Below are 16,058 nucleotides of genomic sequence, written 5' to 3'. Positions count from 1 at the left end.
GCCGTCTTGCCGGCGAACAAGCCCGCACAGCGTCAGAACAACACTTTCGCCACGTCGGCGAAGCGCTTGGCGAAGTGTACGGTCAACCCTTCCTTCAGGTACGCCGGCAGCTCCTCGAAGTCCCCGCGATTGGCATCCGGCAGGATCAGTTCGAAGATCTTCTGCCGCCGCGCGGCGATCACCTTCTCGCGCACCCCGCCAATCGGCAGCACCTGGCCGGTCAGGGTCAGCTCGCCGGTCATGGCCACGCCTTTTTTCGGCACCTGGTCACGGGCCAGCGACAGCAGGGCGCTGGCCATGGTGACCCCGGCGCTGGGGCCGTCTTTCGGTGTCGCGCCCTCGGGCACGTGCAGGTGGATGAAGGCTTCATTGAAATAGCCCGGCGTGCCGCCAAACTGCTTAAGGTTCGAGCTGACATAGCTGTAGGCGATTTCTGCCGATTCCTTCATCACATCACCCAACTGGCCAGTGAGCTTGAGGCCACGGTTGAGGGTGTGGATGGAGGTGGCCTCGATCGGCAGGGTAGCGCCGCCCATGCTGGTCCAGGCCAGGCCAGTGATGACGCCCTTGCCGGCCAGCACCTGCTCGCTGCGGAACACCGGCATGCCCAGGGCGGGTTCGAGGTCCTTGGTGCCGATCTTGATTTTCGCCTCAGGGTTTTCCAGCAGCTTGACCACCGACTTGCGCACCAGCTTGCCCAGCTGTTTCTCCAACTGGCGCACGCCGGCCTCGCGGGCATAACCCTCGATCACCATGCGCAGGGCGCTGTCACTGATGCTCAAGCTGTTTTTCGAGACCCCGGCCTTCTCCAACTGCTTGGGCCACAGGTGGCGCTTGGCGATCGCCAGCTTCTCTTCGGTGATGTAGCCGGACAGGCGGATCACTTCCATGCGATCGAGCAGGGGGCCGGGGATCGAGTCGAGGGTGTTGGCGGTGCAGACGAACAGCACCTTGGACAGGTCCAGGCGCAGGTCCAGGTAGTGGTCGAGGAAGTCGACGTTCTGCTCCGGGTCCAGGGTCTCCAACAGCGCCGAGGCCGGATCGCCCTGGTAGCTCTGGCCCATCTTGTCGATTTCGTCGAGCATGATCACCGGGTTCATCACCTCGACCTCCTTCAGCGCCTGCACCAGCTTGCCGGGCTGGGCGCCGATGTAGGTGCGGCGGTGGCCCTTGATCTCCGCCTCGTCGCGCATGCCACCGACACTGAAGCGATAGAACGGCCGACCCAGGGATTCGGCGATGGATCTACCGATGCTGGTCTTGCCCACCCCGGGCGGGCCGACCAGCAGCACGATGGAGCCGCTGATCTCGCCTTTCCAGGCACCGACGGCGAGGAACTCGAGGATGCGCTCCTTGATGTCGTCGAGGCCGGCGTGGTGGCGGTCGAGCACCTTGCGGGCGTGCTTGAGGTCGAGCTTGTCCTTGCCCTGGATACCCCAGGGCAGGGCGGTGGCCCATTCCAGGTAGTTGCGGGTCACGGCATATTCCGGCGAGCCGGTCTCGAGGATGGCCAGTTTGCCCATCTCTTCGTCGATGCGCTTTTGCGCCTGCTCGGGCAATGTCTTGCCTTCAAGGCGTTGCTGGAATTGCTCGAGGTCGGCGCTGCGGTCGTCCTTGGTCAGGCCCAGCTCCTGCTGGATGACCTTGAGCTGTTCTTTCAGGAAGAACTCGCGCTGGTGCTCGCCGATCTGTCGGTTCACTTCAGCGGAAATCTCGTTCTGCAGCCGGGCGACCTCGACCTCCTTGCGCAGCATCGGCAGGACCTTTTCCATGCGCTTGAGCATGGGCACGCAGTCGAGCACTTCCTGCAACTGGTTGCCGGTGGCGGAGGTCAGCGCGGCGGCGAAGTCGGTCAGCGGCGAGGGGTCGTTGGGGCTGAAGCGGTTGAGGTAGTTCTTCAGCTCTTCGCTGTACAGCGGGTTGAGCGGCAGCAGTTCCTTGATCGCGTTGATCAGCGCCATGCCGTAGGCCTTCACCTCGTCGGTGGGCTCGGCCGGCTGACGCGGGTATTCGACCTCGACCAGGTACGGCGGGCGATGGTGCTTGAGCCAGGTGCGGATGCGCACCCGGGTCAGGCCCTGGGCGACGAACTGCAGCTTGCCGCCTTCGCGGCTGGCGTGGTGCACCTTTACCAGGGTGCCGTACTCAGGCAGCGCCTTGGTGTCGAAGTGGCGGTGGTCTTCCGGCGGGGTGTCCATGAAGAACAGCGCCAACGAGCGGTGCGGGGTGTTGGCCACCAGGTCGAGGGTTTCGGCCCAGGGCTCTTCGTTGACGATCACCGGCAACACTTGCGCGGGGAAGAACGGGCGGTTGTGGATCGGGATCACGTAGACCTTGTCCGGCAGTTGCTGGCCGGGCAGGGCGAGGTGGTGGCCGGTGCTGGCCGCTGGATCGAGGTGTTCGACTTCGCTGTGTTCGTCGGGGCGTTCCGGGAAATCCTGCTGGTCGCTCATGGGGCACCTGCGTGAATGGCTATGGTGCTTAGATGGGGCGGTGGTTGGCAGGTTTCAATGGTAGACGAAGGGGAGGGCCGCGCAGCGGCCCGCAGGTGTCAGATCGCTGCTTTCTTCTGGCGCACCGCCACCGGTCCGGCATTGGCTTCCACGGCGCGTTTCAAGTCGCCGCACAAGCCGACCATGAAGGCCAGCTCCGCCACCACGAACAGCGGTCCGATGATCAAACCGCTGAGGTCGTCGACGAACGCTGGCTTGCGCCCTTCATACCAGTGCCCGACGAACTGGATGACCCAGCCCAGTACGAATGCGCCCAGGCCGGCGCTCAGCCACAACCCGGTGGCCTGTACCGCCAATGCCTGGCCGGCCCACAGGCACAGGCCCAGCAGCAGCCCCATCACCAGGCCGAAGCGTGTGTCCAGGCGCAGGTAGAACCACACCGACCAGGTTGCCAGTAGCAGGGCCGGCGACAACCAGAGGCCGCCCACGTCCCAGCCGGGCCGCGACAGCAGGATGCTTACTGCCAGCACGATCAGCGGGATGCCGATGAAATGGGTGGCGATGTTGCGTGGGTCGCGGTGATAGGCCGCGTATTGACTCAGGTGTTCGACGAGGCTTTTCATTGTTGTTCCTCCGTTCGGGGTTACGCCAGCTTGCCCCGATCATCCATCGTCGTCTGTCGCCTGGCCGACAGAGTCCGTTTGCGAGGTGTCATGCACGATCCACGTCCCCAGCTGTTGCACGGCCAGTGGTTCCGGCAGTTGCCCGCACATGTTCAGGATAGCCTGCTGGCCTTGGCCCGGTTTCGCGAGCTGGCACCCGGGCAGTGCCTGTTCCAGCGTGGCGACGCGCCCTGCGGCCTGTACGCGGTGCTCGACGGCGCAATGCGCGTGGGGGCGGTCAGCAGTGAGGGTAAGGAGGCGTTGTTGACCCTGGTCGAGGCGCCCAACTGGTTTGGCGAGATCAGCCTGTTCGATGGCCAGCCGCGCACCCACGACGCCTTCGCCGAAGGCGCGACACGGCTGCTATGGATACCCCAGGCCCCCTTGCTGCAATGGCTCGACCGCGAGCCCCGGCACTGGCGCGAGCTGGCCCTGCTGATGAGCCACAAATTGCGCTGGGTGTTCGTTGCCCTGGAGCAGCAGAGCTTGCTGGCGGCAGCGCCGCGCCTGGCTCACCGGCTGTTGCAGATCGCCGAGGGCTATGGCGAGCGGGATGTGCCGCAGTGGCGCCTGCAGCTTTCCCAGGAGCAGTTGGCACTGATGCTTTCGCTGTCGCGCCAGACCATCAACCAGATCCTCAGGAGCCTCGAACAGGCCGGCGTTGTGCGCCTGGGCTACGGCGAGGTGGAGATTCTCGATGCGCCGCGCCTGCGGGCGATGGCGCAGCATCCAGGCTGACCAGCGTATCGATCATCGCCCGGGCGGCGGGTGACAGGCGATAGCCACTGCGGCTGATCACCCCGCAGCGTACGCTCAACACTTCCAGCCCCGGGGGCAGGTTGCGCCAATGCAGGCGCACCAGGCGGCCAGCGGCCAGGTCCTCGCTGACGGCCTCCTCGCTGGCGGTGCCGATCGCATCGCTGGCCAGCACTACGCTGCGCAGCACCGCCAGGTGCTCGGTCTGCAAGTGCGGGGTGAAGTCGCTGCGCCCGCTGAGGTTGGCCAGGCGTTTGCGCACACCGGGCGCGAGCAGGGCACTGGCCAGCGGGTAGGCGAACAGGTCGTTGGTCGACAGGCTGTCCTTGGCCAGCAAAGGGTGTTCGGGGCGGCAGAAGAACAGGCCGGGCCGTGGTTTCAGTGATTCGGTGTGGAAGTTTGGGTCGGCTTCGAATGGGCGAATGTCATCGACGAAGAACTCGATCTGTTCGCGGCGCAATGCTTGGCCAAGGCGTTCGGCATTATCGACCACCAAGGCTGTGCGGATTCCCGGATGATGCTCGATGAAGTGCTGCAACGCTTGTGGCACCAGGTGCACGGCCAGCGCGGGGCCACTGCCGAAATGCAGCTCGCCGGCATCGAGCTTGGTCATTTGCAGCACTTCGTTGTTCAGCTGAGCCGCGCCCTGCACCAGGCGTCGGGCGTGTTGCAGCACCACCTGGCCTTCCGGGGTGGGCGGCAGGGCCTTGTTGCCGCGATCGACCAGGCTGCAGCCGAGGGTTTGCTCGAGGTTCTGGATGGCACGGCTGAAGGCCGGTTGAGTGATGCCCATGGCTTCGGCGGCGCGGACGAAACTGCGGTATTCGGTGAGGGCGATGAAATAGCGCAGTTGGCGGAGGTCCATGCTCGGGCTCGGGTGCGGAGATCAGGGCTCGGTTTTAGCGGGTTGTCTTATATAGCGTCAAAGAATGTTATTTGATTTATATATTCTTTTTTGTTCTTTTTAGGGCTGCCGGCCCTTTCGCGGGTAAACCCGCTCCCACAGGTTCAGCGATATCCCCGTGGGAGCGGGTTTACCCGCGAAAGGGCCAGAGCCGGCTACATCAGATTCAACGGATAACTCACGATCACCCGGTTCTCATCGAACGCATTGGTACTGAAATCCCGGCGCATGGTCGAGTTGCGCCACTTCACCGACAGGTCCTTGAAGGTCCCGGACTGCACTACGTAGGCCAGCTCCGTTTCCCGTGCCCACTCCCTGCCGTCGTCCACCGTACGGGTGTGCACGTTGTCGCCCTTGATATAGCGGTTCATCAAGGTCAGCCCGGGAATCCCGACCGTGACGAAGTTGAAATCATGGCGCAGCTGCCACGAGCGCTCCTGGGCGTTGTCGAAACTGGCGTTGTAGCTGTCGTTGGCGAGGGTGCCGCCGCTGGTGCCGTTGACCCGCATCCAGGCATCGTCGCCGCTGACCTTCTGCAGGCCGAGATAGAAGGTATGCCCTTTGTAGCGCGCCGAGAGCATGGCCGAGGCGGTGCGGTTGTCCAGGTCGCCGGCGCGGGCGCTGCCGTCCTCCTTGCCCAGGAAGTAGCCGAGGTTGGCGCCGAGGGTCCACTCGCCCAGGGGCTGGCTGTGCACCAGGTTCACGTACTGCTGGCGGTAGATATCCTTGAGCTGGGCGTTCCACAGGCCGAGCATCGTGCGTTTGTCGTTGAAGGTGTATTCGCCACCGGCAAAGTTGAAGCGGTCGGAGGTGATGTCGGCGCGGCCCTGCATGAACATGTCTTCCATGCTCGCGTCGTTGCGCGGGCTGTTGCCGCGGAACTGGCCGGCGTAGAGGGTCAGGCCGTCGAGCTCCCGTGAAGTGAGCTGGCCACCACGGAAGGTCTGTGGCAACGAGCGGCCATCGTCGGAGCGCAGGATCGGCAGCACCGGCATCCATTCGCCGACCTTCAGTTCGGTCTGTGACAGGCGAGTCTTGAGCGCCACGCCCAGCCGGCCGAAATCATCCGCCGGGCGACCGTCGTCATGCACGGGCAGCAGATGGGTACCGGCCGTGCCCTTGCCGCCATCGAGCTTGAGCGAATACAGCCCCAGCACGTCCACGCCGAAGCCGACGGTGCCCTGGGTGAAGCCGGAGCGGGCGTCGAGGATGAAGCTTTGGGTCCATTCCTCGGCCTTGCCCTGGGGGTTGGCCGGGTCGACGAAGTTGCGGTTGATGTAGAAGTTGCGCAGGTTGAGGCTGGCCTTGGCGTCTTCCACGAATCCGCCTTCGGCGGCCAGGGTGGGGACGGCGCAGGACAGGGCCAACAGGCCGGGCAACAGCTGGCGTGCGGGGTGCAAAGTGCTCATCGCTTGGGTCTCTTGTTTTTATTGGGCGAGCTGGGGCGCTGCGGGTGCGGGCCGCAGGGCCTGGCTTCATTTGTGAGAGCTGTGCAACGTTGCGAGGGCGATGGTGCGGGGCAGGGCGGGGGTGAGGCAATTCGCCTCAAGCGGAACCGGGCGATTATCGAACGTAATGTACGCAGGCCCTATCGCGGGGCAGCTGAAAACAAAAAGCCCACCGCGAGGGTGGGCTTGATGCTGTTACCAGGCCAATCAGCCTTTTGGTGTCTGGATCGAAGCCTGTTGCTGGGTCTGTTCGTACCAGCCGCCACCGAGGGCCTTGTACAGGTTGACCTCGCTGACCAGCTGCGACAGGCGGTCGCTGATCAGCGCCTGCTGGGCACTGAACAGGTTGCGCTGGGCGTCGAGGAAGGTCAGGTTGCTGTCGATACCGATGCGGTAGCGGCGCTCGGCCAGGCGGTAGTAGTCCTGGTTCGCCGCCACCAGGTCGCGTTGCGCCTGCAGCTGCTCTTCGAACGTCTTGCGTGCGGCCAGGCCATCGGCGACTTCCTGGAAGGCGGTCTGGATGGTCTTTTCGTACTTGGCGACGTTGATGTCCTTCTGGATCTTCGAGTAGTCCAGGCTCGCCTTCAGGCTGCCGGCGTTGAAGATCGGCAGGTTGATCTGCGGCTGGAACAGCCAGGTGCCCGAACCACCCTTGAACAGCCCGCCCATGTCCGGGCTCAGGGTACCGGCGTTGGCGGTCAGGCTGATGCTCGGGAAGAACGCCGCGCGGGCGGCGCCGATATTGGCGTTGGCGGCCTTGAGCAGGTGTTCGGCCTCCTGGATGTCCGGACGACGCTGGAGGATGTCGGACGGCAGGCCGGCCGGCACTTCGGCCAGTTGGTCGGCGTTGAGCTCCAGCGGTTTCGGCAGGCTGGCCGGCACGCCAGTGCCCACCAGCACGGTCAGGCTGTTCAGGTCCTGGGCGACCAGGCGCTGGTACTGCGACAGCTTGACCCGCGCGCCTTCGACCGCGGTACGGGCCTGGCTCAGGTCCAGGGCCGAAGCCACGCCCACCTCATTGCTGCGGCGGGTCAGGTTGTAGCTCTCTTCGTACGTCTTGAGCGTTTCTTCGGTCAGCTTGAGCAGCGCCTGGTCGGCTTGCCAGGTGTAATAGGCGTTGGCCACGCTGGCCACCAGGCTGATCTGCGTGGAGCGGCGCGCCTGCTCGCTGGAGAGGTAGGTCTCCAGGGCCTGTTCCGTCAGGCTGCGCACGCGACCGAACAGGTCCAGCTCGTAAGAGCTGACACCCAGGGTGGCCGAATACTGGCTGGTGATGTTCGCTTCGCCGGTCTGCGACATGTTCGCCGGCACCCGCTGGCGGCTACCGCTGCCATTGGCCGATACCGCCGGGAACAGGTCGGCGCGCTGGATGCGGTATTGCGCGCGGTAGGCATCGATGTTCAGCGCCGCGACACGCAGGTCGCGGTTGTTTTCCAGCGACGACTGAATCAGCTGCTGCAGCGCCGGGTCGTGGAAGAACTGGCGCCAGCCCTGCTCGGCGGCGGCGACGTTGGCCGATTCGGTCGGCGAGTACGCGGGGCCTTGCGGCCACTGCGCGGCCACCGGCGCCTCAGGCGCCTGGTAGTCGGGGATCAGCGAGCAGCCGCCGAGAATGAAGGCGGTTACCGCCAGGGACAACAAAGACTTGGTCATTGCCCAGCCTCATAACGTGGAGTTTCAGGGGTGGCGTGCGCTTTCGGTTCTTTGCTGCCGAACAGCGACGACACTGCGACGAAGAATAGCGGTACCCAGAAGATTGCAAGCACGGTCGCACTGATCATGCCGCCGATCACACCGGTGCCGATGGCGTGCTGGCTGCCCGCGCCGGCGCCGCTGGCGATGGTCAACGGTACCACGCCGAGGATGAACGCCAGCGAGGTCATGATGATGGGGCGCAGACGCATGCGGCACGCCTCGATCGCCGCGTCGTACAGGCTGCGGCCTTGCTCGTGCAGTTCCTTGGCGAACTCGACGATCAGGATGGCGTTCTTCGCCGCCAGGCCGATCGTGGTCAGCAGGCCGACCAGGAAGTACACGTCGTTGGACAAACCGCGCAGGCTGGTGGCGAGCAGGGCACCGATGATACCCAATGGCACTACCAGCACCACCGCGATCGGAATCGACCAGCTTTCGTACAGGGCCGCCAGGCACAGGAACACGAACAGCACCGAGAGGGCGAACAGCGCCGGCATCTGCGAGCCGGAGAGTTTTTCCTCATAGGACATGCCGGTCCAGGAGTAGCCGATGCCGGTTGGCAGCTCGCCGGCGATGCGCTCGACTTCGGCCATGGCCTCGCCGGTACTGTAGCCCGGGGCCGGGGTGCCGAGGATCTCGACCGCTTCCACGCCGTTGTAGCGCGACAGCTTGGGCGAGCCGTAGCTCCATTCGCCTTTGGCGAAGGAGGAGAACGGCACCATCTCGCCCTTGCCATTGCGCACGTACCACTTCTGCAGGTCTTCCGGGCTCATCCGCGAGTTCGGCTCGCCCTGGATGTACACCTTCTTGACCCGACCACGGTCGATGAAGTCGTTGACGTAGCTGCCACCCAGGGCGATCGACAGGGTGTTGTTGATGTCGGCGATGGTCACGCCCAGGGCACTGGCGCGTTCGTCGTCGATGGTCAGCTGGTACTGCGGCTCGTCGTTCAGGCCGTTCGGGCGAACAGCGCTGAGGATCTTGCTCTGCGCGGCCTTGGCCAGGAACTGGTTGCGCGCTTCCATCAGTTTCGCGTGGCCGACGCCGGCGCGGTCCTGGAGGAACACGTCGAAGCCGGTGGCGTTACCCAGTTCGAGTACCGCCGGCGGGGCGAAGGCGAACACCATCGCGTCGCGGAAGCTGAAGAAATGCATCTGCGCGCGCTGGGCGAGGGCGAACACACTGTTCTCCTTCGAGCGCTCGTCCCAAGGCTTGAGCATGATGAACGCCATGCCCGAACTCTGGCCACGGCCGGCGAAGTTGAAGCCGTTGACGGTGAACACCGATGCCACGGTGTCGGCTTCCTTGTCGAGCAGGTACTCGCGCATCTGGTCGACCACCACTTGCGTGCGCTCGGCACTGGAACCGGCCGGGGTCTGCACCTGGGCGAACAGCACGCCCTGGTCTTCTTCCGGCAGGAACGCGGTGGGGATACGGGCGAACAGCCAGATCATGCCGACCACGATCAGGGCGTAGGCCAGCAGGAACGGGATCTTGTTGCGCAAGATCGCGCCGACGCTGCGCTCGTAGCCGACAACACTGCGGTCGAAGTTACGGTTGAACCAGCCGAAGAAGCCACGCTTGGCCACATGGTGCTCGCCCTTCTTCAGCGGCTTGAGCATGGTGGCGCACAGGGCCGGGGTGAAGATCAGCGCCACCAGCACCGACAGGCCCATGGCCGAGACGATGGTGATGGAGAACTGGCGATAGATCACACCGGTGGAGCCGCCGAAGAAGGCCATTGGCAGCAGTACCGCCGACAGCACCAGGGCGATACCGACCAGCGCGCCCTGGATCTGTTCCATGGAACGCTTGGTCGCTTCCTTGGGCGGCAACCCTTCCTCGGACATGACCCGCTCGACGTTCTCCACCACGACGATGGCGTCGTCCACCAGCAAGCCGATGGCCAGGACCATGGCGAACATGGTCAGGGTGTTGATGCTGAAGCCCGCGGCGGCGAGGATGCCGAAGGTACCCAGCAGTACCACCGGCACGGTCATGGTGGTGATGATGGTGGCGCGGAAGTTCTGCAGGAACAGGTACATCACCAGGAACACCAGGACCACGGCCTCGATCAGGGTGTGAATCACCCCGCTGATCGACTCGGTGACCACTGGGGTGGTGTCATACGGGAATACGGCTTTCACGCCCGGTGGGAAGAACGGCTCCAGGTCGCTGATGGTCGTGCGCAGCGCCTTGGCGGTGTCCAGGGCGTTGGCGCCGGTGGCCAGCTTGACCGCCAGGCCCGAGGCCGGCATGCCGTTGTACTGGGCGCTGATGGCGTAGTTCTCGCCGCCCAGGCCGACCGTGGCGACATCGCCCAGGCGTACCTGGGAGCCGTCGTTGTTGACCTTGAGCAGGATCTTCTCGAACTGCTCGGCGGTCTGCAGGCGGGTCTTGCCGATGATGGTGGCGTTGAGCTGGGTACCGGGCAGTGCCGGCAGGCCGCCGAGCTGGCCGGACGAGACCTGGACGTTCTGCGCGGCCACGGCGGTGCGCACGTCGACCGGGGTCAGCTGGAACTTGTTCAGCTTGGCCGGATCCAGCCAGATACGCATGGCGTATTGCGCACCGAACACCTGGAAGTCACCCACGCCAGCGGTCCGCGAAATCGGGTCCTGCATGTTGGAGACGATGTAGTTGGCCAGGTCGTCCTTGCTCATGCTGCCGTCTTCGGACACCAGGCCGATCACCAGCAGGAAGTTCTTCACGGCCTTGGTGACGCGGATACCTTGCTGCTGTACTTCCTGCGGCAGCAGCGGGGTGGCCAGGTTCAGCTTGTTCTGAACCTGGACCTGCGCGGTGTCGGAGTTGGTGCCCTGCTCGAAGGTGGCGGTGATGGTCATGCTGCCGTCGGAGTTGCTTTCCGACGACACATAACGCAGGTTGTCGATACCGTTGAGCTGTTGCTCGATCACCTGCACCACGGTGTCCTGCACCGTCTGCGCCGAGGCGCCAGGATAAGTGACGGAGATGGCGATGGCCGGCGGGGCGATGCTCGGGTACTGGTTGATCGGCAGCTTCAGGATCGACAAGGCGCCGACCAGCATGATCACCAGGGCGATCACCCAGGCAAAGATCGGGCGATCGATAAAGAACTTCGACATGGTTTACTCCGCTTTGGCGTCTGCTTTCGCCGTGTTGGCCTGAGCAGGGCCGGCCGGCTTCTTGACGTTGGTGGCTTCGCTGACCTTGACCTCGACGCCCGGGCGCACGAACTGCAGCCCTTCGGTGATCAGGCGGTCGCCCGGGTTCAGGCCTTCCTCGATCAGCCAGTCGCTGCCCAGGGTGCGGCTGGCCTTGAGCTGGCGCAGTTCGACCTTGTTCTCCTGGTTGACCACCAGCGCGGTCGGCGCGCCCTTGAGGTCGCGGGTCACGCCCTGTTGCGGGGCAAGGATGGCGTTGGCGTTGACCCCGGCCTTGAGCCGCGCATGGACGAACATGCCGGGCAGCAGGGTGTGGTCGGGGTTGGGGAAGATGGCGCGCAGGGTGACGGAGCCGGTGGTCTCGTCGACCGCGACTTCGGAGAACTCCAGGCGACCCTGTTGCTTGAACAGGCTGCCGTCTTCCAGCACCAGCTGTACCTGGGCGGCGTTGTCGCCGGCCTTCTGCAGTTGGCCGCCTTCCAGGTCACGACGCAGCTTGAGCAGCTCGGCGGTGGACTGGGTGACGTCGACGTAGATCGGGTCGAGCTGCTGGATGGTGGCCATGGCGTTGGTCTGGCCATTGTTCACCAGGGCGCCTTCGGTGACCGAGGAACGACCGATGCGGCCGCTGATCGGGGCCAGCACCTTGGTGTAGCGCAGGTCGATCTGCGCGCTCTTGAGCGACGCTTCAGCCTGCAATCGTTTGGCATTGGCGTCGTCGTACTCCTGCTTGGAGACGGCTTGCTCGTCGATCAGTTGCTTGTAGCGCTCGGCCAGCGAGCGGGTAGCCTGGAGGTTGGCCTGGGCGTTGGCCAGGGTGGCCTCGTAGACGGCCGGGTCGATCTGGTAGAGCTGCTGCCCTTCCTTCACGTCGGTGCCTTCCTTGAACAGGCGCTTGAGAATGATGCCGTTCACCTGCGGACGGACTTCGGCCACGCGGTAGGCGCTGGTGCGCCCCGGCAGTTCCGAGGTCAGGGTGAAGGCTTGCGGTTGCACGGTCACGACGCCGACCTGAGGAGCCTGTGGCGCTGGCGCGGCTTCCTCTTTCTTACAGCCACTGAGCAGGGTTGCCAGGGCCACGGCGGAAACCAGGGCGGTTACGGCTGGCTTGAATTGCATGAGGATCCTCGGGTCGCAGGAGCAGGGGAGCTCAAGAATATAGTGGAAGAGTCTTGTAGGAAAAACGCTATCCGGTGGATAAATAGCTTGCTACCGAATATACTTACATTCATGCTTGTTTGTAAATACCGCGAGTGGAAGCAAACTTACCGCCGCGGATCGCTCGAAGATTCCCGGGAGCTGCCCTGAAAAAGCCAGCCCCGGCCCGATTCCCGCCCGCCATGCGAGCGCGCGGGGCCTGATGAGGTTGTGCTGCCATGGTCCGTCGTACCAAAGAAGAAGCCCAGGAAACCCGTGCCCAGATCATCGAGGCGGCGGAAAAGGCCTTCTACAAGCGCGGGGTCGCGCGCACCACCCTGGCCGATATCGCCGAGCTGGCGGGCGTGACCCGTGGCGCGATCTACTGGCATTTCAGCAACAAGGCTGAACTGGTGCAGGCATTGCTCGACAGCCTGCACGAAACACACGACCACCTGGCCCGGGCCAGTGAAAGCGAGGATGAACTTGACCCGCTTGGCTGCATGCGCAAGCTGCTGCTGCAAGTGTTCAACGAGCTGGTGCTCGATGCGCGGACCCGGCGTATCAATGAAATTCTGCATCACAAGTGCGAGTTCACCGACGACATGTGTGAGATTCGCCAGCAGCGCCAGGGTGCGGTGCTGGACTGCCATGAGAGCGTGGCCCTGGCGCTGGCCAACGCCGTGCGCCGCGAGCAGTTGCCTGCCGACCTCGATATCGAGCGTGGTGCGGTGGCCATCTTTGCTTATGTCGATGGCCTGATCGGGCGCTGGTTGTTGCTGCCGGACAGCTTCGACCTGCTGCACGATGTTGAAAAATGGGTCGACACCGGGCTGGATATGCTGCGCCTGAGCCCAGGCCTGCGCAAATAACACTTTGTGAATGATTGTGAGGAAGTGTTTCTCCTCACCCTTAAGCAGACATTACGCGTGCCCCTGTAGGAGCCAGCAAGGCTGGCTCCTACAGGTTTTTGCGGGGGCTCAATGGCCGCGCAATTGCCTGTCTGGCAATGCCAGTGCCGCAAGCAGGCCAATCAGCGAGGCGCCCGCGCTCGCCAGCAACAGATGCCTGAACGTTTCCAGCAGCCGGGCCTGGGTCGCAGGGTCCGCTTCACCGGCCTTGAGGCTGCCCAGCAGCGGGTTGCCCAGCATCTCGAACCCACCCTGGTGCAGCAGCGCCAACAACAGGCTGGACATGCACGCCACGCCCATCGCCCCGCCCAGCGAGCGGAACAGGTTGGTGGTGCTGGTGGCCACGCCGATATCCTTCATGGCCACCGAGTTCTGCGTGCCCACCAGTGAAGTGGGGAACTGCAGCCCGCAGGCAATTCCGGTCAGCAACATGAACAGCGCGCTCAACAGGCTCGACTGTGGTGGTGTCAGGGCCATGGCGGCGATGGTCACTGGCATCAGCAGGGCGCCGGTCAGGATCTGTGGTTTGTAGCGTCCGGTGCGGCTGGTCATGCGCCCGCCGGTGAAAGCGCCAATCGGCAACCCCATGGCCAGGGGCAACAGGTGCAGCGCTGCGATGTCGGCGCCGGCGCCGGTGATGCCCTGAAAGCGCAGCGGCATCAGCATGGTCAGCGAAATCGACTGGAAGCTGGCGAAGAAGATCACGCACCAGCACAGCACCGCGACCCGGTTGTCGAATAGCGTCATGGGGAGCAGCGGTTCGCCGCAGCGCCGCTCGTGGGCCACGAACACCAGCAACCCGAGCAGCGCGCAGCCCAGCAGTGCCAATACTTGCGTCGACGACCAGGCATGCCCCTGGCCGACCAGGGTGATGCCCAGCAACAGGCTGCCCAGCCCTATGATCATCAACACCGCGCCCAGGTAGTCCACCTGCGCTTCGCGGCGTTTCACCGACAGGCCATCCAGGGCGCGATGGATCACCCACAGGGCCACCAGCCCCAGCGGCAGGTTGATCCAGAACACCCAGCGCCACGACAGGTATTCGGTCAACCAGCCGCCCAGCACCGGCCCGGCGACGCTGGCCAGGGCGTACATGCTGCTGAAATAGCCCTGGTAGCGGCCACGTTCGCGCGGTGGCACGAAGTCGCCGATGATCGCCTGGCTCACCGACACCATGCCGCCGGCGCCGATGCCCTGGAGCACCCGCGCCATGACCAGCTGCGGCATGTCCTGGGCCAGGCCACAGGCCACCGAGGCCAGGGTGAACAGCGCGGTGCCGGTGAGGATCATCCGGCGCCGACCGTACAGGTCGCCGAGCTTGCCGTAGATCGGCACAGCGATGGTCATGGCCACCATGTAGCCGGAGATGACCCAGGCCAGCAGGCCGACATCGTCGAACTGCGCGGAAATGGCCGGCAGGGACACGGCGACGATGGTCTGGTCGAGGGCGCCGAGGAAGATCGCCAGCATCAGGGCGGTCAGGACACTGCGCAGGACGGTGGGGGGCAGGGCGGCAGTCACGGGAGTACCTTGTTGGGGTGGTATTGCCGGTTTGAAGTGGTCTGATTGTAACCTGAGTTAGGTAGCTTCCTATGTACTACATGCATCCCCTATGCAAGATCGGCATTGGCACATTCATCCAGAGCTGCATGGGCGCGTGATATCGTGGCAGGGCCGCAGAGGCTGAAATCCGGGGCTTGCACCAGTGTGGTGCAGCAATTTGCCACAGGGTTTCGCGTCGCTGTATGTCCACACCTTCTATTCCTCTGCCTGCATGTCGAGCATGACCGCCCTGATGGCGACGGTTGGAACAGTCAGGTAGACCCGATACAGGGGTCGGTTGTCAGCCGTTCACCATTTCTCATTGCAAGCGGAGTGATCATGCCCAAGGCTTCCCACCACGATCTGCGTTTTGCCTTCCGCGAACTGCTCGCGTCAGGTTCGTGCTATCACACCGCATCGGTCTTCGACCCGATGTCCGCGCGCATTGCCGCGGACCTGGGGTTCGAAGTCGGTATCCTCGGTGGCTCGGTCGCCTCGTTGCAGGTGCTGGCCGCGCCTGACTTTGCCCTGATCACCCTCAGCGAATTCGTCGAGCAAGCCACCCGTATTGGCCGCGTCGCCCAGTTGCCGGTGCTCGCCGACGCCGACCATGGCTATGGCAATGCGCTCAATGTGATGCGTACGGTCATTGAGCTGGAACGCGCTGGCGTTGCCGGGTTGACCATCGAGGATACGCTGTTGCCAGCCCAGTTCGGGCGCAAGTCCACCGACCTGATTTCGGTGGAGGAGGGCGTGGGCAAGATCCGCGCGGCGCTGGAGGCGCGCGTGGACAGCGCGCTGGCGATCATTGCCCGAACCAATGCCGGCGTGCTGAGCACCGAGGAAATCATTGTCCGCACCCAGAGCTACCAGAAGGCCGGTGCCGATGGTATCTGCATGGTCGGGGTGAAGGATTTCGAGCAACTGGAGCAGATCGCCGAGCACCTGAGCGTGCCGCTGATGCTGGTAACCTACGCCAACCCGAACCTGCGTGACGACGAGCGCCTGGCGCGCCTGGGCGTGCGTGTCGTGGTCGATGGCCATGCCGCCTATTTCGCCGCGATCAAGGCCACCTACGACTGCCTGCGCCTGCAGCGTGGCCTGCAGCATAAATCCGATAGCCTGAACGCCACCGAACTCTCGCACACCTACACCCAGCCCGAGGACTACATTCGCTGGGCGAAGGAGTACATGAGCGTCGAGGAATGACAAGCGTGGTGTGGCCGATCCACGTAACTGTGCTGGTTTTGCAGTGCGCATGAGATCGAGCGCCGCCTGCGCGGCGCATCGCGGATAAATCCGCTCCTACATTCGTTGCAATGTGGCCATGGTTGGTTTTCGGCTACCTCTGTCGCTGCCCCACCTGTCTCAAGCCTTGCGCCAAGGCAGGCAACCATGGCCTCA

11 protein-coding genes are annotated in these 16,058 nt (G+C 64.1%); 3 read left to right on the top strand and 8 right to left on the bottom strand.

The window, feature by feature from the left end; all coding sequences use genetic code 11:
* Positions 1-32: 32 nt before the first annotated feature.
* On the bottom strand, positions 33-2,453 hold the full coding sequence (lon, locus tag JYG34_RS20760; RefSeq protein WP_213658126.1) for an endopeptidase La: 2,421 nt from the start codon (positions 2,451-2,453) through the stop codon (positions 33-35).
* 98 nt (positions 2,454-2,551) lie between these two features.
* Positions 2,552-3,076 (bottom strand): DUF962 domain-containing protein, encoded by a 525-nt coding sequence (locus JYG34_RS20755; RefSeq protein ID WP_213658125.1) that lies wholly within the window; start codon positions 3,074-3,076, stop codon positions 2,552-2,554.
* 90 nt (positions 3,077-3,166) lie between these two features.
* Here JYG34_RS20755 and JYG34_RS20750 point away from each other — a divergent pair, with 90 nt between their 5' ends.
* A complete protein-coding gene (locus tag JYG34_RS20750; RefSeq protein WP_213658124.1) occupies positions 3,167-3,853 on the top strand; it encodes a Crp/Fnr family transcriptional regulator in 687 nt (228 codons plus the stop codon).
* Here JYG34_RS20750 and JYG34_RS20745 read toward each other — a convergent pair.
* The 5 genes from JYG34_RS20745 to ttgA form a co-directional block, all read right to left on the bottom strand.
* On the bottom strand, positions 3,753-4,736 hold the full coding sequence (locus JYG34_RS20745) for a LysR family transcriptional regulator (protein WP_213658123.1): 984 nt from the start codon (positions 4,734-4,736) through the stop codon (positions 3,753-3,755). The genes JYG34_RS20750 and JYG34_RS20745 overlap by 101 nt on opposite strands.
* 194 nt (positions 4,737-4,930) lie before the next feature.
* Positions 4,931-6,184: an OprD family porin gene (locus JYG34_RS20740; protein ID WP_213658122.1), complete on the bottom strand. Its 1,254-nt coding sequence runs from the start codon at positions 6,182-6,184 to the stop codon at positions 4,931-4,933.
* A gap of 246 nt (positions 6,185-6,430) precedes the next feature.
* Positions 6,431-7,876: an AdeC/AdeK/OprM family multidrug efflux complex outer membrane factor gene (locus tag JYG34_RS20735; RefSeq protein ID WP_213658121.1), complete on the bottom strand. Its 1,446-nt coding sequence runs from the start codon at positions 7,874-7,876 to the stop codon at positions 6,431-6,433.
* Positions 7,873-11,025, bottom strand: coding sequence for a multidrug efflux RND transporter permease subunit TtgB (ttgB, locus tag JYG34_RS20730; RefSeq protein ID WP_213658120.1), 3,153 nt, complete (start codon positions 11,023-11,025; stop codon positions 7,873-7,875). The genes JYG34_RS20735 and ttgB overlap by 4 nt, the downstream gene beginning before the upstream one ends.
* A 3-nt stretch (positions 11,026-11,028) precedes the next feature.
* Positions 11,029-12,183, bottom strand: coding sequence for a toluene efflux RND transporter periplasmic adaptor subunit TtgA (gene ttgA, locus JYG34_RS20725; RefSeq protein WP_011535416.1), 1,155 nt, complete (start codon positions 12,181-12,183; stop codon positions 11,029-11,031).
* A gap of 257 nt (positions 12,184-12,440) precedes the next feature.
* Between ttgA and JYG34_RS20720 the strand changes: the two genes are divergently transcribed.
* On the top strand, positions 12,441-13,073 hold the full coding sequence (locus JYG34_RS20720) for a TetR family transcriptional regulator (protein WP_213658119.1): 633 nt from the start codon (positions 12,441-12,443) through the stop codon (positions 13,071-13,073).
* A gap of 108 nt (positions 13,074-13,181) precedes the next feature.
* On the opposite strand, the gene JYG34_RS20715 is transcribed toward JYG34_RS20720, so the two are convergent.
* The gene (locus JYG34_RS20715) at positions 13,182-14,633 is read right to left on the bottom strand and encodes an MDR family MFS transporter (protein ID WP_213658118.1); all 1,452 of its coding nucleotides are present in this window, start codon (positions 14,631-14,633) and stop codon (positions 13,182-13,184) included.
* Between the two features lie 360 nt (positions 14,634-14,993).
* Here JYG34_RS20715 and JYG34_RS20710 point away from each other — a divergent pair, with 360 nt between their 5' ends.
* On the top strand, positions 14,994-15,863 hold the full coding sequence (locus JYG34_RS20710) for an isocitrate lyase/PEP mutase family protein (protein ID WP_213658117.1): 870 nt from the start codon (positions 14,994-14,996) through the stop codon (positions 15,861-15,863).
* Positions 15,864-16,058: the final 195 nt, after the last annotated feature.

Source organism: Pseudomonas entomophila (assembly GCF_018417595.1).
GTDB classification, from domain to species: Bacteria; Pseudomonadota; Gammaproteobacteria; order Pseudomonadales; family Pseudomonadaceae; genus Aquipseudomonas; species Aquipseudomonas entomophila_C.
Note: the sequence above shows the minus strand (reverse complement) of the source record. Positions and strands in the feature narration are given on the sequence as shown.